Origin of the sequence: Kribbella sp. VKM Ac-2569 (assembly GCF_004216905.1) — a bacterium.
In the GTDB taxonomy this organism is placed as follows: domain Bacteria; phylum Actinomycetota; class Actinomycetes; order Propionibacteriales; family Kribbellaceae; genus Kribbella.
This window is the reverse complement of record NZ_SGXJ01000006.1, coordinates 400,271-421,047: the sequence shown is the minus strand read 5'-3', so window position 1 is coordinate 421,047 and position 20,777 is coordinate 400,271. Positions and strand designations below refer to the sequence as shown.

Sequence of the window (20,777 nt, the reverse complement as noted above, 5' to 3'; positions counted from 1 at the left end):
ATATGAGTAGCCGCACAGTCGTCGTGACCGGTGGTGCCGCCGGTATCGGACGAGGTGCAGTCGAACGCTTCGTCGCCGCCGGAGACCGGGTGATTGCCCTGGACCGGGACGCGGAAGCGCTGTCGGCGCTGGGTGATCAGGTGACAGGCGTAGTTGTGGATGTCTCGGATCGCGAGGCTCTCGCGGCGGCTGCTGACGAGCTCGGCGCGGTGGACGCGCTCGTCTGTGCCGCGGGAGTTCAGCGGTACGGGACGGTTGTCGACACGCCGTCCTCGGTCTACGACGAGGTGATGGCGGTGAATGTCGGGGGCGTGTTCTTTGCGTGCCAGGCGTTCGTCCCTCGGATGTCGCGGGGCGGGAGCGTCGTTGTGGTGTCGTCCGTGCAGGCGTATGCGGCGCAGACGGGCGTAGCGGCGTACTCGATGGGCAAGGGCGCATTGCTCAGCCTCGTACGGGCCATGGCGGTGGATCACGCTCCGGACGGGATCCGCGTGAACGCGGTCTGCCCGGGATCGGTGGACACGCCCATGTTGCGTACGTCGGCCGCGCAGTTCGCCGGCGACCGGACGACGGACGAGGTGGTCGCCGAATGGGGCCGCTCGCACCCACTCGGGCGGGTCGCGACACCGGGAGAGGTTGCCGAGGTCATCTACTTCCTGTCCTCCCCGGCCGCGTCGTTCGTGACCGGGGCCGACGTGAAGGTCGACGGCGGGTTGACCGCCGGGCTGGCCGTCGTACTCCCGGAGGACGCGAAGTGAAGATCGTCGACGTACGCGCGACCACGGTGACGATGCCGCTGGAGGCGCCGCTGCGGCATAGCAACGGAGCGCACTGGGGACGTTTCGTGCGGACTGTCGTGGAGGTCGAGGCCGACAACGGGCTGATCGGCCTCGGCGAGATGGGCGGCGGCGGGCAGAGCGCCGAGGCCGCGGTCGCGGGGCTGAAGGAGTACCTGGTCGGCCACGACCCGGCCCGCACCGAGGCCCTGCGCTGGATGCTCGCCAACCCGACCGCGAGCCTCTACAACAACCGCACCCAGTTGCTGGCGGCCATCGAGTTCGCCTGCCTGGACCTGCAGGGCCGGGAACTCGGCGTACCCGTGCATGCGCTGCTGGGCGGCAAGGTGCGCTCGCACGTGCCCTTCGCGAGCTACCTGTTCTTCCGGCATCCCGCCGAGGACGGCACGGGCGAGATCCGTACGGCGGAACAGCTGGTCGCGCACGCCCGCGAGCTGGTCGACCAGCACGGGTTCAGCGTGCACAAGCTGAAGGGCGGCGTGTTCCCGCCGGACTACGAACGCGAGTGCTTCCGCGCGCTGGCCGAGGCGTTCCCGGGGCACCGCGTGCGGTTCGACCCGAACGGCGCGTTCAGCGTCGAGGAGGCGATCCGGTTCGCCCGCGGGATCGAGGACCTCGACAACGACTACCTCGAGGACCCGACCTGGGGCATGAACGGGATGCGCCGGGTCCGCGAGAACACTCCGATCCCGCTCGCGACGAACACGGTCGTGGTGAACTTCGAGCAGCTCGCCGCCAACGTCCGCGACCCCGCGGTCGACGTGATCCTGCTGGACACCACGTTCTGGGGCGGTATCCGGCCGTGTATCAAGGCGGCCGGCGTCTGCGAGACGTTCCAGCTCGGGGTCGCGGTGCACTCGTCCGGCGAGCTCGGTATCCAGCTCGCGACGATGCTGCACCTCGGCGCCGTCGTACCGAACCTGTCGTTCGCCGCGGACGCGCACTACCACCACCTGCGTGACGACATCATTGCCGGTGGCAAGCTTCCGTACGCCGACGGCGCGATCGCGGTCCCCGACGCGCCCGGCCTGGGCGTCGAGCTGGACCGCGACAAGCTGGCCGAGTACGCCGAACTCTTCCGCGAACTCGGCTCGTATCCCTACGACCGCGATCCGGCCCGCCCGGACTGGTACCCCCTGCTCCCGAACACCGATTGGGCCGACCCCTCATGACGATTCCGCGTTCCGCCGATCTGGCGAGCGACGTTCTTGTCCACACGTACGACGACATGTTCAACCCGCCCGGGCTGACGAACTTCCTGGGTACGGCGCAGGTCGACCACGACGTCGTGGCGATCAGGAGCGTCAACTTCCCGCCGTACTCGCACGGCGACACCATCACCGGACAGCTGTACGTCGACGGACGTCTGGCGCGCTCGTACGGCGGGACGGTGGAGGTGGTGTGGCGGCCGGACTGCGTCGTGCGGTCCACCACGGTCGACGGGCTGGAGCTGCGGACGACCACTGCCTGCGCACCGGGTCGTCCTGCGGTCGTCGTACAGCTGGAGGTGTCGGGGACACCAGGCCGGTCTGTCCGGCTCGGGTTTGCGCTGGAGAGCACTGCTACGCGGTCAGGTGCCGGCTGGCTGCGGCCGGAGCCGCCGTCCGAGCCCAACACGTTGTCGGCGGTGGACAGCCGTGTCGTAGGCACAGGTGCCTCCGGCTCGGCAGTCAGCCTGCAGGGGTTGGACGTGCCGTCGACGGTCGACCGGTCGATGCTGGAGGCCACCGTCGAGCTTGATGCGTCCGGGCGCGCACAGCTCGGGTATGTGCATGTGCTGGCCGGGTCGCTGGAGGAGGCGACGGAGCACTTCGACGTGTGCGTGGCCGACGTACCTGCGGTCATCACCGTGGCCGAGGGCGTGTGGGACATGGCGCTCGCCGACGCGTTCGACCCTTCCAGCGAAGGCTTCAGCGGGTCGCTGCCGGTGCTGGAGACGTCCAACGAGGCGTTGCAGAAGCTGTACTGGTGGGGTGTGCTCGGGGTCATCTGGTTCCGGCGGGACAACCCGGCCAGTGTGCTCGGGCGGACGTACGACACGTTGATGCCGCGGTACTGGCAGACCACGACGTTCATCTGGGACTACAGCCTGTCCTCGCTCACGCATGCGCTGCTGGACCCGGAGCCGATGCGGAAGCACATCGAGCACTGGATCGACCTGGACATCCACGAGCACTTCGGCACCGAGTGGCTGACCGGCGGACCGGTCGGCTACTGGTACTCCGTGAACGATTTCGCCATGACTCGGCTGGTGCGCGACTACGTGCGCTTCACCGGGGACGCGGCATTCCTCGATGCAGAGGTTGGTCCGAAGCCAGTCGGAGAGCATGTGCACGACTGGGCGACCGCCTGGCGCGGATTGCGCGGTGAGCACGCGCTGGCCGACTACGGCGGCATCGACAACCTGCTGGAGTGCGTGAGCAGCTACGTGCACGAGGTGGCCAGTTTCAACGCGGCCAACGTCTGGTGCCTGCGGGTGGCGGCTGAGCTCGCGGACCGCTCCGGTGACGCGGACCGGGCCGCTCTGCTCCGCAAGGAGGCGTCTGCGCAGGCAGGCCACGTCAACGAGCTGTACGTCGAGGGCAAGGGGTTCTGGCACGCGCGGCAGCCGGACGGCTCACTCGTCCCGGTCCGGCACTGCTACGACTTCAACATCATCGGTACGACGATCCCGGACGACCTGTCCGAGTCGCAGTGCGCCGAGATGGTGTCGTTCTTCCAGCGGGAGCTGCAGACACCCACGTGGATGCGCGCGCTGTCGCCGTACGACGCCGACGCTGCGTTCAGTGTCCGGCCGGACCACCAGTGGAACGGTGCGTACCCGGCGTGGCCGGCGGACGCGGGGCGCGCACTGTTCGCGCTCGGGCGGGGCGACGTACTGCTGGACTGGCTGCCGGGTCTGGCCAAGTCCGCGAACCAGGGTCCCTGCGGTCAGGCGCACTTCGTCGAGGAGGCGCAGCCGCCGATGGCCGGTGGTGCGCGGAAGTCGCCGCCGCAGTTCCCGTACCTGATCGACTGGTCCTGCTCGTCGTCCGGCGCCTGGGTCAGCCTGGTCCTGGAGGGCGTCTTCGGCATCGAGGTCGCCTTGGACGGCACCGTGACCGCGAGCCCACAGGTCGCGGCGCTCGACCCGGGCGCCCGCCTGACCGGCCTCAGGGTCGGCTCGAAGACGTACGACGTGACGGCGGACGGACTGGTCTGAGACGTCGCGGGACGGCTCAGGCGGGGGGCATCGCGATGGCCTCGAGGAGCGACTCCTCGGCGCCGGCGAGATGACGACGGAGCTCCTCGACGCACTCGTCGAGCTCACCCCGCTCGAGCAACCGGACGAGTTTGCGGTGGGACGCGACCTGCTGGCGCGCGTCCTGCCGCAGCGCGTCCACCCGGGCCAGCGCGAGCCGCGCCTCGCCGGTGACCGAGTCGGCGGTCGCGATCAGCCGCTCACTGCCGGTGAGCGCGACCAGGCTGCGGTGGATGGCCAGGTGGGTCTCGGTCAGGGCCTCCGGGTCGGCCCCGTCCTTGGCGGTCGCGGCGAAGACCCGCATCGCCTCCCGGACCCGCTCCCGGGCCGCCTCGTCGGCGTCGTACCAGGCCCGGATCCCGGCGGATTCGAGTACGAACCGGGCGCGGCAGATGTCGGCCACCGCGTCGGGGTGCAGGATCGCGACGCTGACGCCCTTGTTCGGCTCGCGGACCGCGAGGCCCTCGGTGACCAGCATCGTCATCGCCTCGCGGATGGTGCTCCGGGCGACCCCGAGCGCCTCGGCGAGCGGCTGCTCACGCAGCGGCGTACCCGGCTCCAGATCACCGGCGAACAGGGCGGCGCGCAGCGCGTCGACCACCCGGTCCACCGTGGTCGAGCGGTCCACCCGCAGCCGTTCATACATGGTGTGATTCTCGTCCAGACCCGGTCCGTTGTCGCGCCCGACCCGGCCCCGGCCGGTCGCCCTGTGGATAACTTCCGGCAGATGACCCGGTTTTCGGGCAACATTTCCCTGGTGGCCGCCCCTTCCCGCGGACCGGCGCGGGGAGTCACACGGAGGAGCTAGGAGCAGAGGGTGCCAAAGATCAGTCCGCTTCAGCTCCTCGGCGCCGCTGGGCTGGTGCTGATACTGCCGTTGGTCATTGTCCTGCTGATGCTGCTCGGCGTGCTCGGCGGGTTGGACTCGGCCGAAGCGCAGTGCGCGCAGCACGCCGAGGACAAGCCCCTGATGGGCTGGCCGACCGACCGGCACGAGATCGACGGCGACTGGACCTTCGTCCACCAGGGCTACGACTTCAAGGTGGACGAGAACGCCAAGGTCTACGCGTCCCAGGACGGCAAGGTCGTCATGGCCAAGGACAACGAGGTCCGGATCCGCCTCGAGAGCGTCGAGACGCGGTACAAGTTCATGAAGACCATCAGCGTCAGCAACGGCGCCGAGGTCAAGCGCGGCGACCAGATCGGCACCGCCGGCACCGGCAGCGAGGGCAGCGACACCGAGGGCGCCCCGATCGGAATCACCGGCGCGCATCTGCACTGGGAGATGTGGGCCGACCAGGAGAGCAACAACGAGTGGTCCATCGTTCCGAAGCCGGAAGAGAACATCTTCGAGCTCGACCCGAAGTCCGGTAGCGGGTGCAGTTGCGTCGACGGCAACCTCTCCGGGGCCAACAACCAGCAGAAGGCCTTCAACTTCTTCGTCCAGAACGGCTTCTCCAAGGAGCAGGCCGCGGGCATCGTCGGAAACATGATCGCCGAATCCGGCGTCGAGCCGGCTCGCCTGCAGAACACGGATCCGGGTGTCGTCAGCCCGCCGGACAAAGTGGTGAACTCCCCGCTCGGCTGGGGCATCGTGCAGTGGACGCCGGCCGGCAAGATGATCAACCCGTCCCGCGACGCCGGTGTCCCCGACGAGAAGATCGCCTCCTTGGGCTACCAGCTGGAGTATCTGCAGAAGCAGCTCTTCGGCGGCGGGCTGGACGGACAGGCCGGGCCGGCGGTCAAGGCGGCGAAAACGGTGGAGCAGGCCGCGTACGAGTTCGGCGACAAGTTCGAGCGGTTCGGCGGGCACGAGGACCCGAACCACCCGACGTACGCCGATCGCAAGGCGAACGCGCGGCACGTGTTCGACCAGTTCGCGGGTTCGGCGCCGGCCGGGAACGCGCAGAACGCGAGCGCCGGCGGCGGATGCGGCGAAGGCAGCGGCAACATCGCCGAGGTCGCGAAGAACCTGGCCTGGCCCGAGGACGGTCACGACGGTGTCGACGCGAGCATCGCGAAGAAGGAGTACGTCGATGCGATGGAGAAGTTCAACGACGGCTCCAGCGGCCTCGATCCGTACAGCGACTGCGGGCGGTTCGTCGCGACGGTGATGCACATGAGCGGCGCCGACAAGGACTACCCGAATGTGGGAACCGGCGTTCAGAAGACGTACCTGGAGAGTTCCGGGAAGTACGACTGGTGGCACGGAGAGCCTCCGGGTGGCATGAAGCCGGGTGACATCCTGAACGGGCCCGGTCACACCTACCTCTACGTCGGTCCGTGGGGTGCGGAGGGCGGAGGCTACAACGCGGCGTCTGCCTCACTCCACGGTCACGTGCCGGAGGCGGGCCACCTGTACGACGTCGGCGGAGGTTCCGGCAACTTCACGGTCTACCGGCTGAAGAACGCGCCGCAACCGGCGAGCTGAGCAAGGACAGGAGCAGCGGATGCTGGATGAGAACCGGAGACCGTTCATGATCGGCGTCGTCGTACTGGCGGTCGTCCTGATCCTGATCGGCGGCGTCGTGCTGTTCCGCGGCGGCGGAACGGAGACGACGCTGACCGTGCAGTCGATCCCGAACGACCTGACCCTGAAGCTCGACGGCCACGAGATCCCGGCGAACGGCGAGGTCAAGATCAAGGCCGGCACCCACACCCTGGAGGGTTCGCGGCGTGGCTTCCAGAGCTACACCGAGACGTTCACCTCGGGCAACGACAAGCTGAGCTACAAGATGTTCCTGTACGCCAACAGCGCCGAGGGCCGGGAGTGGGGCAAGAACAACCCCGAGCAGGAGCTCGAGGCCGAGGCCGAGGCCGGCCGGAGGTTCGACCAGATCCAGAGCCGGCTCAAGCAGAAGTACCCGATCCTCATGCAGCTCCCGTACGTCGGTGACGGCTTTCAGGCGACGTACACGAAGTCCAAGAGTGACCCGACGAATCCGGAGGCGATCTCGATCGTCATCGAGGTCTTCGGCTCCCAGGGCAAGAAGAAGGCCCTCCAATGGATCAAGGGCTACGGCTGGGACATCAACACCCTCGACGTCGTCTGGACCACCGGCAAGTAGGCCGCTCCACCGGTCAGGCGGGGAGGACGAGCTCTCCGCCGGGAGTGCTGATCTGGGGCAGCGGGAAGTCCAGCGGGTTCGTCAGGCACCGGATCGAGCCGCCGCCCTTGTGGAACTCCGACAGGTCCAGTACGGCGACGCGCAGCCCGAGGCTCGTGAAGACGTCGCGCAGCCTCGGTGAGCAGGCCGGCATGATGATCGTCTCGCCGACCACGATCGAGTTCGCGCTGAACGCGAACGCCTCCTCGTCGGTGAGCACGATCGGGTCCGGGACGATCCCGGACAGCTCGGCCTGGCTCGCGGCGTCGAACGCCGGCGGGTAGATCATCGCGTGCGTGCTGTCCACCGGGCAGAACGACAGGTCGAGGTGGTACATCCCCTCGTGGGCGATCCGGAGCCCGCGGACCCGGATGTTCCACTCCGTCGCGAGGTGCTTGAGCGCCGCTTCCTCGGTCCGCGGCCCGTACCCGACGACCAGGCTGTCGCCGAACACGAACGCGTCCCCGGACTCGAAATGCGGCCCGACACCCTCACCGCCGGTCCGGTCGAGCCGGAACCCGGCCTGGGTGAACCAGTCGGCCGCGCTCAGCGACTCCTTCCGGCGCGGCTCGAACCGCATGTGCGAGAGCATCGCGCGGCCGTCCGCGGACGCCAGTCCGAGGTTCATCGCGTACACCATGTCCGGTGAGTCGGCCCGCTGCGCGAGGACCTCGACCTCGCCGCCGGCGTCCACGATCGCCTGCCGCAGCGACTCCCACTGCTTGAGCGTCAGCGCCGGGTCCGGCTGGTCGTGCGTCGACATGTACGGGTTGATCACGTAGTCGATCCGGAAGTGGTCCGGCCGGACCATCAGATAGCGACGACCCCACTCCAGCGGCTGTCCCATGAACCCTCCTGACGACGCTCGGGTCTATTGCCCGATCCCCTGATTGTCCGACAATCAGTCAGTTTGAGGCTCGACGAATCCGGAGTCAAACGGCGTGCTGTACGTCGCTTCTCCGAGGGTGGTTCCGGGGTGCGGGTAAGGACTAACCTGCGGGCATGACCCCTGACAACGAGGTTCGCTTTCGCGCCTGCCTGGACGATGTCGCGGCTTACAAGCCGGGCCGTCCGCCGGAGCGCTCCGACGGTCGCCCGACGTACAAGCTGTCCAGCAACGAGAACCCGTACCCGCCGCTTCCGGGTGTGCTCGCCGCCGCGACCGAGGCCGCCGGGCAGATGAACCGGTACCCGGACATGGGTGCCGTCGACCTGCTCGAGGCGCTGTCGGACCGGTTCGGCGTGCCGGTGAGTGACCTCGCGGTCGGGACCGGGTCGGTCGCGCTGCTCTACCACCTGCTGCAGGCGACGGTCGCGGAGGGCGACGAGGTCGTCTACGCGTGGCGCTCGTTCGAGGCGTACCCGATCGCGGTTCAGCTGACCGGCGCGACGTCGGTCAAGGTGCCGCTGACCGCCGAGGCCCGCCACGACTTCAAGGCGATGGAGGCCGCGATCACCGACCGCACCAAGGTCGTGCTGGTCTGTACGCCGAACAACCCGACCGGCCCGGTGGTACGACGCGACGAGCTGCTCGCGTTCCTGGACGCCGTACCGTCGAACGTGCTGGTCGTGATCGACGAGGCGTACCGCGAATTCGTCCGGGAGACCGACGTCGTGGACGGGGTCGAGCTGTACCGCGACCGGCCGAACGTGCTGGTGCTGCGGACGTTCTCGAAGGCGTACGGGCTGGCCGGGTTCCGGGTCGGGTACGCGATCGGTCACCCGACCGTCGTCGCGGCGATCCGGAAGTGCGCGCTCCCGTTCGGCGTCAGCTACGTGGCCCAGGCGGCCGCGATCGCGTCCCTTGCGGTCGAGGAGGAGCTGCTGGAGCGGGTCGACGCCCTGGTCGAGGAGCGTCAGCGGGTCGTCTCCGCGCTGCAGGCGGCCGGCTGGGACGTCCCGGAGTCGCAGACGAACTTCGTCTGGCTCGACCTCGGCGAGGACACCGTCCGGTTCGCCGAGGCTGTCCAGGCCGAAGGCGTCTCGGTCCGCCCGTTCCCCGGCGAAGGCGTCCGCGTCACCATCGGCGAACGCGAGGCCAACGACCTGTTCCTGAGCGTCGCCCGCACCTGGCGCCAGTGAGCGCTCTTGTCTGGATCTCGGGCGCTTCGGCCGGGATCGGCGCCGCGTTGGCCGCGACGGTGCCGTTCCCGGACGCCCGGGTCGTCGACATCTCACGCCGCGGCGGTACGGCGGAACACTTCAAGGCGGACCTGGCGGATCCGGCCGACTGGTCCCGCGTCGCGGAGCATTTCACCGACGAGCTGTCGACGTACGACGGTGACCGCGTGGTCTTCATCCACAACGCCGGCACGATCACACCGATCGGCCCGGCGGCTGGAGCTGACCCGGACGCCTACACGCGAGCGGTCCTGCTGAACTCCGCCGCACCCCAGGTCCTCGGGGCCGCGTTCCTCCGAGCGTCCGCGCACCTCACCTGCGAGCGCCACCTGATCATGCTGTCCTCCGGCGCCGCAACCACGGCGTACTCCGGCTGGTCGTCGTACAACGCCGGCAAAGCCGCTGTAGAGCACTGGGTCCGCACCGTAGGCCAGGAACAACCCACCGACGGCTGCCGCATCGTTGCCGTAGCCCCCGGCGTGGTCGACACCGCCATGCAATCCGAAATCCGATCCACCCCCGAGACCGACTTCCCCGCCGTAACCCGCTTCCACAACCTCAAAACCACCGGCACCCTGACCACCCCCGAGACAGCAGCCACCGGCATCTGGTCCCTCCTGACCCGAGACCTCCCCAACGGCACCTGCACAGACCTCCGCACCCTCTGACACTTGCTGGATCAGGTGCAGACATAAAGAAGCGGCGCCGGGAGGAGTGAGGCTTGCTCCCGGCGCCGCTTTTGGTGCTCCGAGTCAGTCAATCCACCGAGGTGACTGGTTCGGGTCCTGCATCACTGACCAGGGAGGGTCAGTTGTTCTGCTCGTTGCTCTGCTCGCAGGTCTTGAGCGAGTCGACGGAGTTGCCGTCGTTGTCCAGGCCGAGGATGCCGACCGGGTTCGTCAGCGGCACGTTGCCACCGATGCCGGAGCCCGAGATGTCGTTGTGGCAGACCTGCCACGGACCGACCTTGTTGTCGCTCACGGAGACGACGCCGTTGCCGTCGGCCTTGTACCACTTGCGGTTCTGCTCGTTCTCCTGCTCGCAGGTCTTGACGGCCGTCACGCTGTTGCCGTCGTTGCCCCAGCCCACGATGCCGGTGATGTCCTGCGCCGGCACGTTGCCGCCGATGCCGGTGGCGGAGCCGAAGTTGTGGCAGGCCTGGAACGCGCCGAGGTCGTTGCGGTCGATGGCGACCAGCGAGCCGTCCTTCTTCATGCCCCACCAGCGAGCGTGGTCGCCGTCGTAGCCCTTGCTGGCCGAGGACACCGCGTCGGCCAGGCCGGTGACCTGAGCCTTCTGCTGGGCGTCGTCGAGAACGTTGGCGCTCACGACGGTGGCCAGACCGAGGGTGGCGACAGTCGCCACCGCTGCAGCGGCGACGATCTTACGAGTTACCTGCATTATGCCAGGTTTCCTTTCGGGTTTTGACGGATTCGTCTTAGTGCTAACGACACCTGGCACAGGCGGTTACAAACTTTTTCGTCAACTTTTTTCCGCGTACGGGCATGCATAGTAGTCCGGTGATGAGTTCCCTGACGGAGCAGCGAATATCGTGCTGACCAGGCAACTTACCAGTAATCGTGCGGTCGGGAGAGTGAGTGGAAGTTGAGACAGAAGGTCCCGTAACCGAGCTCCGGGTACGTCGTTGAGTCAGCGCGGGTGACGGAAGCCCGCTGAATCGGAAGATTGTTTCGGTGGGCTCGGTGGCTGCCGAATTGGCAATAGCACGATTCGTCGGAATATGTTGGAACCATTGCCGGAGTTTCGTGCCGCGTTTTTCGGGGCGCGGCGCGACCGGCAGCCAGACCCGCTGCCGCGCGCATCGGCAGCGGTGGGAGACCCGGGTCCCTTGGGGCCCGGGTCTTTCCTTTGTCACGAGCGCTGCGAGCGCTACGAGCGCCGGCGCTCCGAGGTGACGACGAGCGCGACGCCGACGATGATCACCGCGCCGCCGAGCAGGATCTGCCAGGTCAGGCTCTCGCTCAGGATCAGCCAGCCGAGGAACACCGCGACGGCCGGGTTCACGTACGCGTACGTGCCCACCAGCGAGATCGGCGCGTTCGCCAATAGATACGAGTACGCCGTGTACGCGAGCAGCGACCCGAACACCACCAGGTAGCCCAGCGCGATCCATCCACTCCCATGGATCCGGTCCAGGTGCAGTCGACCCGGCTCTCCCCGCAGTACGCCGAGCAACACCATCGCCGTACCGCCGAAGACCATTTCGTAGAGCGCTGTCACCAGGGGATCCCGCGGCAGCCCGAGTCGCGGAGCGTACCGCGAGCCGATCGCCCAGCAGATCGTGCCGACCACGAGGATCGCCACCGACAGCGGCTTCGCGCTCGTGTTGCCACCTGACAACGCGAGCAGCGCTGCTCCGCCGAACCCGATCAGTACGCCGATCCAGGTCATCGACCGCGGCCGCTCACCGCCACCGACCCGCAGCAGCATCAGCCACAACGGGATCGCGGCGACCAGCAACGCCGCCAGCCCGGACGGCACCGTCTGCTCCGCGATCGCCACCGCCCCGTTGCCGAAGGCAAGGAGCAGGATGCCGACCGTGGCCGCGCCGACCGCCTCGCGGCGGGTGATCCGCAGCCGCTGCCAGCCCGACTTCAGGGCCAGGCCGGCGGCCATCAGCAACGCGGCCGTGAGGAAGCGGGTGGCCATCCCGAGCAGCGGCGGGATCTCCGCCTCCACCACGACCCGGATGGCCAGGTACGTCGAACCCCAGACGACGTACACGACCGCGAGGGCGGTCCAGATCATCGCGCCCGAGGCCGTCCGGGAACCGGTCTCGACCACTCCGGCGGGAGCAGACGCGGCCATCGGAACCTCCTCGGGCTGTCAGGGGTGTTTTGCAAGAACGATGCTTCCGCTATGGCTCGCGACGACTCCCGCGCAAGGCGGTTTCCGGCCACCGATCCACGGATTCCCGCCACGGCGGCGTACGTCGAGACCCATTTGTGACACTTGCCGTCGAGACGCCCGATCTCTGTAATATGAGCGTGCCGATAGGACCAGTGGTTGGACTGGTGTCTCACCGCAGGACCGATTTCGGTACCGCCGTACCCGCCGGAGTCCAGACAGTTAGCGAATCAGGCACCTCGTCGGTACGGTGTCCGGCAAGATGGGAGTGAGACCAGTGAGGAGGTCCACTGCCAGCAGTGCATCAACCCCTGGAATCACGCGGACCAGCCTGCGAAAGCCTCATCCGGCGCACCGGGCCGGCCCCGTGCAACGTTGCGGTCGCGGCGATCCCGCGCTCGAACCCGAGGAGTGCATGTGAGTGAGTCTGTGCCGGGCCCTGCCCCGGAAGTGTTCGCGCCCCACGAGGCGCCGGTCAGTCCGCCCCAGGCCTCCGAGGAGGTCGAGTTCGTCCAGCTCCTGACGCCCGAAGGCGAGCGCGTCGAGCATCCGGACTACAAGTTCGACCTGGACGACGAGACGATCAAGGGCTTCTACCGGGACATGGTCCTGGTTCGCCGGATCGACACCGAGGCGACCGCCCTGCAACGTCAGGGTGAGCTCGGGCTGTGGGCGTCGCTGCTCGGCCAGGAGGCCGCGCAGATCGGCTCCGGCCGGGCTCTGAACGACAAAGACATGGTCTTCCCGACGTACCGCGAGCACGGCGTCGCGTTCTGTCAGGGGGTCAACCCGCTGAACCTGCTCGGACTGTTCCGCGGCGTCGACCAGGGTGCGTGGGACCCGAAGGAGAACAACTTCCATCTCTACACGATCGTCATCGGCGCCCAGACGCTGCACGCGACCGGGTACGCGATGGGTCAGCAGCGCGACCACGCGGTCGGCGACGCCGACAACGGCGAGGCCACGATCGCCTACTTCGGTGACGGCGCCAGCAGCCAGGGTGACGTCAATGAGGCGTTCATCTGGGCCTCGGTGTTCAACGCCCCGGTCGTGTTCTTCTGCCAGAACAACCAGTGGGCGATCTCGGAGCCGATCGACCGGCAGACCCGGATCCCGCTGTACCAGCGCGCCGCCGGCTTCGGCTTCCCCGGCGTCCGCGTCGACGGCAACGACGTACTCGCGACGTACGCCGTCACGCAGCAGGCTCTGAAGCGGGCCCGCGAGGGCAGCGGCCCGACGCTGATCGAGGCGTACACGTACCGGATGGGCGCGCACACCACGTCCGACGACCCGACGAAGTACCGGCTGAACGAGGACCTCGAGCACTGGAAGCTCAAGGACCCGATCGAGCGCGTGCACGCGTACCTGAGCCGGCACGCCGCCGTCGACCACGACTTCTTCGACGAGATCGAGGCCGAGGGGGACAAGATCGCCGCCGAGCTGCGGGCCGGCTGCCTCGCCCTGCCGGATCCGGTGCTCACCGACTTCTTCCAGAACGTGTACGTCGAGGAGACTCCGCAACTGGCCGAGCAGCGGGACCAGTTCGTCGCGTACGCCGCTTCGTTCGAAGGCGAGGGCTGAGCGATGACCAAGATCACTCTCGGCAAGGCCATCAACGCCGGCCTCCGGGCCGCGATGGAGAAGGACCCGAAGGTCCTCGTGATGGGCGAGGACATCGGCAAGCTGGGCGGCGTGTTCCGGGTCACCGAAGGCCTGCAGAAGGACTTCGGCGAGGACCGGGTGATCGACACCCCGCTCGCCGAGTCCGGGATCATCGGCACCGCGGTCGGCCTCGCGCTGCGCGGGTACCGGCCGGTCTGCGAGATCCAGTTCGACGGCTTCGTGTTCCCGGCGTACGACCAGATCATCAACCAGGTCGCGAAGATGCACTACCGGTCGATGGGCAAGATCAGGATGCCGATCGTCATCCGGATCCCGTACGGCGGCGGTATCGGCGCGGTCGAGCACCACTCGGAGTCGCCGGAGACGCTGTTCGCACACGTGCCGGGCCTCAAGGTGATCTCCTGCGGCGACCCGGTCGACGCGTACTGGATGATCCAGCAGGCGATCGAGTCCGACGACCCGATCGTGTTCTTCGAGCCGAAGCGCCGGTACCACGAGAAGGCCGAGCTGGACGAGTCCACGCCGCCCTCGCTGCCGCTGCACAAGGCGAAGGTGCTCCGCGAGGGCACCGACGCGACGCTGCTCTGCTACGGCCCGATGGTGAAGACCTGTCTGCAGGCGGCCGAGGCCGCGGTCGAGGACGGCCGCAACCTGGAGGTCGTGGACCTGCGGACGATCGCGCCGTTCGACCTGGCGACGATTTTCGCCTCCGTTCGCAAGACACGGCGTGCGGTCGTGGTGCACGAGGCGCCGTACTCGTTCGGTCCGGGGTCGGAGATCGCGGCGCGGCTGACCGAGGAGTGCTTCTACCACCTCGAGGCGCCGGTGCTGCGTGTCACCGGGTACGACACTCCCTATCCGCCGTCGCGGATGGAGGACGACTACCTTCCGGACCTCGACCGGGTGCTGGACGGCGTCGACCGGGTGATGGGGTACTGATGGGCATCCAGCAGTTCCGCCTCCCCGACGTCGGTGAAGGACTCGTCGAGGCCGAGATCGTCAGCTGGAAGGTCAAGCCCGGCGACACGGTCAAGCTCAACGACACCGTCGTCGAGATCGAGACCGCGAAGTCGCTGGTCGAGCTTCCGGTCCCGTTCGCCGGCGTGGTCACCGAGTTGCTCGTGCCGGAGGGCGAGACGGTCCCGGTCGGTACGCCGATCATCTCGGTGCAGACAGAGTCGTCGGAAGCCTCTCCGGAAGACCTCGTTCCGACGATCCCCGAGCCCGAGGAGACCGGCGGCCGCACCGCGGTCCTGGTCGGCTACGGGCCGAAGACCACCGAAGCCAAACGCCGCCAACGGAAGCCGTCCACTCCGGCGGCTGACGTTCTCCCCCCGCAAGCTCCGGCGCCCGCACCTGTTCCTGCGCCGGTTGCTGCGCCGGTTGCTGGGGGCAACGGATCCGTTCACGTGCTGGCTAAGCCGCCGGTGCGGAAGCTCGCCAAGGATCTGGGGATCGATCTGGCTGCGGTGACGGCGACCGGGCCGGGTGGGGTGATCACGCGGGCCGACGTCGAGGGTTACGCGGCGGAGCCTGCAGTTGCGGACGTTCCGGCGTACGAGCCTGCTCCGGTTGTCAGCGGGCGCGAAGACACCCGCGTGCCGGTCAAGGGTGTGCAGAAGGTGATGGCGCAGGCGATGGTTGCCAGTGCGTTCACCGCGCCGCATGTGACCGAGTGGATCACCGTCGACGTCAGCGCCACGATGGAGCTGGTCGAGCGCCTGAAGTCCGACAAGGCGTTCAAGGATCTGCGCGTCTCCCCGTTGCTGATCGTCGCGAAGGCGGTCACGCTGGCGGCCCGCCGTACGCCGATCGTCAACGCGGCCTGGGACGAGCAGGCACAGGAGATCGTCTACAAGGGCGCGGTCAACCTCGGCATCGCCGCGGCCACCCCGCGCGGGCTGATCGTCCCGAACATCAAGGGCGCCGACTCGCGCACCCTGCCGGACCTGTGCAAGGCGCTGAACGACCTGGTCGCCACCGCCCGCGAGGGCAAGACCCAGCCGGCGGACCAGGCCGGTGGTTCGTTCACGATCACCAACGTCGGCGTGTTCGGTGTCGACGCCGGTACGCCGATCATCAATCCGGGCGAGGCCGCGATCCTCGCGTTCGGCGCGGTCCGCAAGCAGCCGTGGGTGGTGGACGACGAGATCGTCCCGCGCTGGATCACCACGCTCGCGCTGTCCTTCGACCACCGCCTGATCGACGGCGAAAAGGGCTCCACCTTCCTCGCCGACGTCGCCGGCATCCTCGAAGACCCGGCCCGCGCACTGATGTTCTGATCGCCAGCGGGCCCGGGTGAATCCACCCGGGCCCGCTGGCAGGTACCGGCCACGCGTGGAACACGCCCGGTGAGCATCCGTACCGTCGGTGTGATGCCGAGCTCGAAGATCGCTCCCGTTCAGACGGTCCAGCTCATGCACCGCAAGAACTTCCTCGGCCGGTACGCCGGCTGGAACAAGATCGCCTGGGACTACGTCGGCTACGTGCAGCACGTACGGCGGCCCCAGGACGGCGACTCGGTGTACCGCTGGGTCGGCGACTGTGCCGTGTGCAGCAACCCGCCCACGTACCGCGTCTACAGCGTCGCCGCGACCAACCGTGTCCTCAAGGTCTGGAACACCGCCGCCGGCGTGATCGCGCTGCTCGGCCTGGGCGCGATCCTCTTGGGGATATTCGCCCCTGTCGACAACGCCGGGGCCTGGATCGGCAGTGGTGTGGGTGCCGTGTTCCTCGGACTGACGGCAATCGGGCTTGCCATCGACTACTTCGGCTTCATCGGGCCCGGCCTCTCGTCATCGGGCCACCCCCTGCACCGACTGGTCCTGCCGGACGACCGGGACCTAAGCCCGCCTGCCTGAGGCTCGACCTCAAGCGCTTCACCATCCAGCTATCCCCAGGGATCCTCCGAACGCCAGCGCCATCCCGCCATGGACGGCCGCCCCTCCGCCTGACCGGCTCACTGTGCGGTGAGAGGGTGTGGGGGTGGTCGTGATCTTGGTGGTGCTTGGGGCGGCGGTGCTGCACGCGACGTGGAATGCGATGGCTCATGGGGCGCCGGATCGGGTTGCTGGGTTGGCGTTGTTCGAGCTTGCGGCGGGCGTGATCGGGCTCGTCGCGGTGCTGGTGATGGGGCTGCCGCCGGCCGGGACGTGGTGGTACATCATCGCGTCCGCGTTGCTGCATCTCGCGTACCTCGGTGGGCTGCTGGCGTCGTACCAGCTGGGTCAGTTCAGCCAGATGTACCCGTTGGCCCGCGGTACGTCGCCGTGGGTCGTGGCCGTGGTGTCCATCGTCGTACTGCACCAGACCCTGGCCGTACTCGAGTTGGCCGGCGTACTGCTCGTGTCCGCGGGACTGATCGCGCTCGTATTCATCGGCCGCCCGGGGCGCGGTCAGGTCCCGGCGCTGTTCGCCGCGATCGGGACGGGGCTGATGATCGCGTCGTACACGGTCGTCGACGGGGTCGCTGTACACAAGATGCCGGTGGCCACGTACATGGGCTGGGTGTTCATGCTGCAAGGGTTCGCGGTCCCGTTGGCGGTCTTGTTCTGGCGCGGTCGGCAGGCGTTCAACCTGCCCCGCCCCGCGATCCTCTCCGGGCTGGCCGGCGGCGTCGTCTCGATGGCCGCGTACGGACTCGTCCTCTGGGCCCAGACCCGCGGCACCCTGGCCGCGATCGCCGCCCTCCGCGAAACCAGCATCATCTTCGGCGCCATCATCGGCGCGATCTTCTTCCACGAACGCTTCGGCCCCAAACGAGCCGCCGCCGCAGCCGTCGTAGTAGCCGGCGTAGTCCTGATCACCACCGGCTAGACCACGACGGCTGCGTTGCTCAGATGCAGGTACGGTCGGCGCTCCGCGGATCGTCGACTGCGCGGCTGCGGTAGATCTCGCCGGCCACGGCCTCTTCGCGCCACGGTCGAGCCTTCTCGAACCACATCGCGAAGTCGGGACGGTTCAGGTCGGCGTACACCACGCCCTCACCGCCGTCGAGTTGCGCGAGGTAGCGACCGTCCGGGCCGATCACGCCGGAGTTCATCAGGTGCGCGGTCTGCGAGGGCAACGCCATCGCGACCCAGTACGTGTTGATCGAGGCGTGGGTGCGGGCCTTGGCCTCGAAGACCTCGTCGACGGGATAGGCGGACAGCAACAGGCAGTCGACACCGAGTTCGCGGTACTGCGAGAACAGGTCGGGGAAATTGATCTCGATACAGATCGCGCACCCGAACCGGAACCCGTCGACCTCGAAGACGACCGGGTCGAACCCGGGGCTGTAGAAGCGCGTGATCTCGGTGTGCGAGCAGAACCGCTTGTCGTAGCGATCGACGACCTTTCCTTCGTCCGAGATCACGTACAGGCTGTTGTGCGGCCGATGGGGTGGGGTCAGCGGGTGCGCGGACCCCAGCACGACCCAGATGCCCAGCTCCGCGGCCAGTACGGCGATCTGCTCGAGCTCGTCGCGGACCGCCGGCCAGTCGACGTCGTCCCAGTCCTGGATCTGCTCTTTGGCGTATCCGGACAGGAAACCTTCGGGGAACTGCACCAGCCGGGCTCGCTCGGTAGCGGCCTCGCGCATCAGACGCCGTACCGTGCTGCCGTTGTGGCGGGTGTCAGCGGTGGCGGTCGTCTGAGCGACCGCGATGCGAAGGGATCGCTTGCTGTTCGTCACTTCGTCCTCCGTGCCCCGGCACACGGCTTCCCCAGCAACCACGTCCCGAGACAGTCGGACCAGCGACAGCGACCTGAGACCAAGGTCCCTTTGCCTTCACACCGGACCGCGCTGGGGACGATCAACGAAGGTTAGGCGCAGGCCACGCCGCGACACATCGTGCCGCCTCTCCCAGCTCCCCGTCAACCAACTCTTGCTGCGATCGACCACCTAGCCAAGCTCCTCGGCTGACTTGCGATAACCCCCGGAGACTGGGAACACGCAATGGCCTGTTCCCAGTCCCCGGCGGTTATCCACAGTTGCGCGATCGCCCGTTTGCGGATCCCTGCCTACCCAGAGCGGCGTAGACGGGGGGACCGCTTCGCTAGCATCGGCTCGTGGCAGTGACAGCGTCTGGGGTGTTTCGACGAACCGCGATCGAGCGGGCAGATCAACGTGTCTCCTGGGAACGAACGGATCAGGCCTTCTTCTCGAGTGGGGCATGCCACGTGCTGGCCTGGATCTGCAGGGATTTCTATCCCGATCAGGGGATCGCCTTGGCGGCCTTGTACATGGGGGATTTCGAGCATCCCCTTCATGTGTACGCGAGGTGGGGCACGTGGGTGTTCGATGCGTCGGGTTGGAACCTTGAGTCCGAACTCCTACAGGTCAACAGCGACTTCGAGGGTCTCCCCGTCCGTCAGGTGGAGACGATCACAAGCGACCTTCGCGAGTTCTGTGAAGAACACGTGCATCGACAACCGCACCAATACTGGGCAGACCCGACAGAACGCGCACGCGCCTACGTGAGCCGATACAACCCACCCTGGCTCTAGGCACTCCGGCTCCTGGCCGTTGCGGCTGGTTGATGGCTTGGTGGGGTGGGCGGATACTCGGGCTATGACAGCCACTGCAGCGATTCGCCACGCGATGCGCGTCCACTGAGCATGAGGACCATTGGTCGTGGTGTGAGGTGTCGTGGGTGCTTGGTTCCTGCCGTTGTTCTTGTCGTCCTTGCTGTGGCGGCTTGTGGGAACGAGGTAGTGCCAACCTCCGCGCCGAGCAGTGCGACGCCCAGCATTCGTTCGACGGCGCCTCGGGAGGCGGATGAGACGCAGATTCCGGTAGGTCCTGCGACTGCGGCGTTTCTCGATCGGGCGCGTGCCGTCGAGCAGGCCGTCCGGGCTGCGGGGATCCCGAAGCCTCGGGAAGGGATCTTCCTGTACTCGTCCCTGGCACCGGGGCTGGCCGTCGACACCATCGAGCAGAAGGCTGCGTGGGGTGCCGGATATGTCACCATCGCGGCGGGAGTGCACGGTGGATCCAGTGGCACCACCCGCATCGATTTCGGCGACGGATCGAGCCTCGAGGTGCGCGTCCTCGATCCGCGGCCCGCATTGACTCAGGCGATCGCAACGCCGTACGACAACTGTGGCCACCTGGCGATTCCGGCGTCGAAGTGCAAGCTCACTATCACTGGCGCTTCGTTGACGACAGCTGACGTCGAAACCAGCAACGGTGGCGCGACAGTGCCTGCGTGGTCCTTTACTGCGAAGGGGTTGTCGCGACCGATCGTCGTGTTGGCTGTCTCCACAGAGATACTGCAACCTCTGGTGGAGCCCACTCCGCCGCCCGGGCTCGACCAAAAGCTGGAACCGAGTCTCGTGCAGGCCGGGTGGCTCACCGGGGTCGATGACCGCACGCTCACCTTCATCCTCGATCACGGGACGTGTGACCGCGACCTTCGGGCCCATGTCCTCGAGTTGAACGACATGGTGGTCATCGGCGGGAGCCACAGTCCGTTGCGGGGCTTCTGTGAGGGCGTCGGCGCCAGCACACCGGCGACCGTCACCCTTACCGAGCCTCTCGGAGTCCGAGCCGTCATCAGCGCCGCCACAGGCGGCAGGCTTACCCTCTACCCTCACATCCAGTAGCACACCGGGTCTGCCCAGCCGCGAGCCCGGAGATCCAGACTGAGAGCATCGCGCTCCGCGACGAGGCGAGTGACGCGATGCGGTCCTGTCGGGCGACTCGCGTCCGATGTTGCGCGATTGACTACGCGGCGGGATCCTCAAGAGAGGTAGATTTCTAGCGATTTCGAGCAAGGAGGCACAACTCATGCGTGCTCGTTTCCTCGGCAAGGACCCCAACTCTCAGACCAGCAACTCACCGACGCTGTTCGCAACCGACCGGACCGACCGGGTGACCTACATTGCCCAGGGCTGGAAGGTCACCGACCCGGACGTGCTCGCGGACGTCAACGCCGTCGCGCCGGTACCGGACCACGAGACCCTGATCGAGATCCCCGAGGACGTGCTGAAGATGTACGCCCTCCGCTACCTCGAGGACCAGGAGCAAGGCCACTGACC

The 20,777-nt window shown here is 67.6% G+C and carries 19 protein-coding genes; 14 read left to right on the top strand and 5 right to left on the bottom strand.

The features are described 5' to 3' along the window. The first annotated feature begins 2 nt into the window (after nt 1-2). From EV649_RS36085 to EV649_RS36075, 3 genes are read left to right on the top strand one after another with little or no spacing between them, the layout of a single operon-like run. A complete protein-coding gene (locus tag EV649_RS36085) occupies nt 3-758 on the top strand; it encodes an SDR family oxidoreductase (RefSeq protein WP_130388175.1) in 756 nt (251 codons plus the stop codon). Further along, nucleotides 755-1,969 carry an enolase C-terminal domain-like protein gene (locus tag EV649_RS36080; protein ID WP_130388174.1) on the top strand — a complete coding sequence of 405 codons (1,215 nt, stop codon included), beginning with the start codon at nt 755-757 and terminating at the stop codon, nt 1,967-1,969. Before EV649_RS36085 ends, EV649_RS36080 begins: the two co-directional genes overlap by 4 nt. Next, entirely contained in the window at nt 1,966-3,999 is a 2,034-nt protein-coding gene (locus EV649_RS36075; protein ID WP_130388173.1) for a hypothetical protein, read from the top strand. Before EV649_RS36080 ends, EV649_RS36075 begins: the two co-directional genes overlap by 4 nt. Before the next feature lie 16 nt (nt 4,000-4,015). Here EV649_RS36075 and EV649_RS36070 read toward each other — a convergent pair whose 3' ends face one another. Further along, complete coding sequence (locus EV649_RS36070; protein ID WP_130388172.1) at nt 4,016-4,684, bottom strand: GntR family transcriptional regulator; 669 nt, start codon at nt 4,682-4,684, stop codon at nt 4,016-4,018. Between the two features lie 171 nt (nt 4,685-4,855). Between EV649_RS36070 and EV649_RS36065 the strand changes: the two genes are divergently transcribed. Together EV649_RS36065 and EV649_RS36060 are read left to right on the top strand one after the other, a co-directional pair. Next, nucleotides 4,856-6,469: a phage tail tip lysozyme gene (locus tag EV649_RS36065; protein WP_241999103.1), complete on the top strand. Its 1,614-nt coding sequence runs from the start codon at nt 4,856-4,858 to the stop codon at nt 6,467-6,469. A 19-nt stretch (nt 6,470-6,488) separates the two neighbouring features. Further along, nucleotides 6,489-7,106, top strand: a complete 618-nt coding sequence (locus EV649_RS36060; protein WP_130388171.1) for an S-layer protein — start codon at nt 6,489-6,491, stop codon at nt 7,104-7,106. A 13-nt stretch (nt 7,107-7,119) separates the two neighbouring features. Here the strand turns inward: EV649_RS36060 and EV649_RS36055 are convergent, their stop codons facing one another. Continuing rightward, a complete protein-coding gene (locus tag EV649_RS36055) occupies nt 7,120-7,992 on the bottom strand; it encodes an arginine deiminase family protein (protein ID WP_130388170.1) in 873 nt (290 codons plus the stop codon). 155 nt (nt 7,993-8,147) lie between these two features. Here EV649_RS36055 and hisC point away from each other — a divergent pair, with 155 nt between their 5' ends. Further along, complete coding sequence (gene hisC, locus EV649_RS36050) at nt 8,148-9,227, top strand: histidinol-phosphate transaminase (protein WP_130388169.1); 1,080 nt, start codon at nt 8,148-8,150, stop codon at nt 9,225-9,227. Beyond that, nucleotides 9,224-9,934 carry an SDR family NAD(P)-dependent oxidoreductase gene (locus tag EV649_RS36045; RefSeq protein ID WP_157996378.1) on the top strand — a complete coding sequence of 237 codons (711 nt, stop codon included), beginning with the start codon at nt 9,224-9,226 and terminating at the stop codon, nt 9,932-9,934. Before hisC ends, EV649_RS36045 begins: the two co-directional genes overlap by 4 nt. Before the next feature lie 139 nt (nt 9,935-10,073). Here the strand turns inward: EV649_RS36045 and EV649_RS36040 are convergent, their stop codons facing one another. Together EV649_RS36040 and EV649_RS36035 are read right to left on the bottom strand one after the other, a co-directional pair. Beyond that, nucleotides 10,074-10,667, bottom strand: a complete 594-nt coding sequence (locus tag EV649_RS36040) for a hypothetical protein (RefSeq protein WP_130388167.1) — start codon at nt 10,665-10,667, stop codon at nt 10,074-10,076. A 489-nt stretch (nt 10,668-11,156) separates the two neighbouring features. Further along, a complete protein-coding gene (locus EV649_RS36035) occupies nt 11,157-12,095 on the bottom strand; it encodes an EamA family transporter (protein WP_130388166.1) in 939 nt (312 codons plus the stop codon). Nucleotides 12,096-12,653: 558 nt separating this feature from the next. On the opposite strand from EV649_RS36035, the gene pdhA reads away from it, so the two are divergent. The 5 genes from pdhA to EV649_RS36010 all read left to right on the top strand — a co-directional run bounded on the left by pdhA (nt 12,654) and on the right by EV649_RS36010 (nt 17,573). Next, entirely contained in the window at nt 12,654-13,715 is a 1,062-nt protein-coding gene (gene pdhA / locus EV649_RS36030) for a pyruvate dehydrogenase (acetyl-transferring) E1 component subunit alpha (protein ID WP_347233166.1), read from the top strand. A 3-nt stretch (nt 13,716-13,718) separates the two neighbouring features. Further along, nucleotides 13,719-14,696, top strand: a complete 978-nt coding sequence (locus EV649_RS36025; RefSeq protein WP_130388164.1) for an alpha-ketoacid dehydrogenase subunit beta — start codon at nt 13,719-13,721, stop codon at nt 14,694-14,696. Next, the gene (locus EV649_RS36020; protein WP_130388163.1) at nt 14,696-16,039 is read left to right on the top strand and encodes a dihydrolipoamide acetyltransferase family protein; all 1,344 of its coding nucleotides are present in this window, start codon (nt 14,696-14,698) and stop codon (nt 16,037-16,039) included. The genes EV649_RS36025 and EV649_RS36020 overlap by 1 nt, the downstream gene beginning before the upstream one ends. Nucleotides 16,040-16,108: 69 nt before the next feature. After that, nucleotides 16,109-16,618 (top strand): hypothetical protein, encoded by a 510-nt coding sequence (locus tag EV649_RS36015; RefSeq protein WP_130388162.1) that lies wholly within the window; start codon nt 16,109-16,111, stop codon nt 16,616-16,618. A gap of 124 nt (nt 16,619-16,742) precedes the next feature. After that, nucleotides 16,743-17,573 carry an EamA family transporter gene (locus EV649_RS36010; RefSeq protein WP_198682871.1) on the top strand — a complete coding sequence of 277 codons (831 nt, stop codon included), beginning with the start codon at nt 16,743-16,745 and terminating at the stop codon, nt 17,571-17,573. 19 nt (nt 17,574-17,592) lie between these two features. Here EV649_RS36010 and EV649_RS36005 read toward each other — a convergent pair whose 3' ends face one another. Continuing rightward, the gene (locus EV649_RS36005) at nt 17,593-18,429 is read right to left on the bottom strand and encodes a carbon-nitrogen hydrolase family protein (protein ID WP_130388161.1); all 837 of its coding nucleotides are present in this window, start codon (nt 18,427-18,429) and stop codon (nt 17,593-17,595) included. 926 nt (nt 18,430-19,355) lie between these two features. On the opposite strand from EV649_RS36005, the gene EV649_RS35995 reads away from it, so the two are divergent. Both EV649_RS35995 and EV649_RS35990 read left to right on the top strand, forming a co-directional pair. Beyond that, complete coding sequence (locus tag EV649_RS35995) at nt 19,356-20,342, top strand: hypothetical protein (RefSeq protein WP_130388159.1); 987 nt, start codon at nt 19,356-19,358, stop codon at nt 20,340-20,342. Nucleotides 20,343-20,526: 184 nt separating this feature from the next. Beyond that, complete coding sequence (locus tag EV649_RS35990; protein WP_130388158.1) at nt 20,527-20,775, top strand: hypothetical protein; 249 nt, start codon at nt 20,527-20,529, stop codon at nt 20,773-20,775. Nucleotides 20,776-20,777 lie beyond the last annotated feature (2 nt).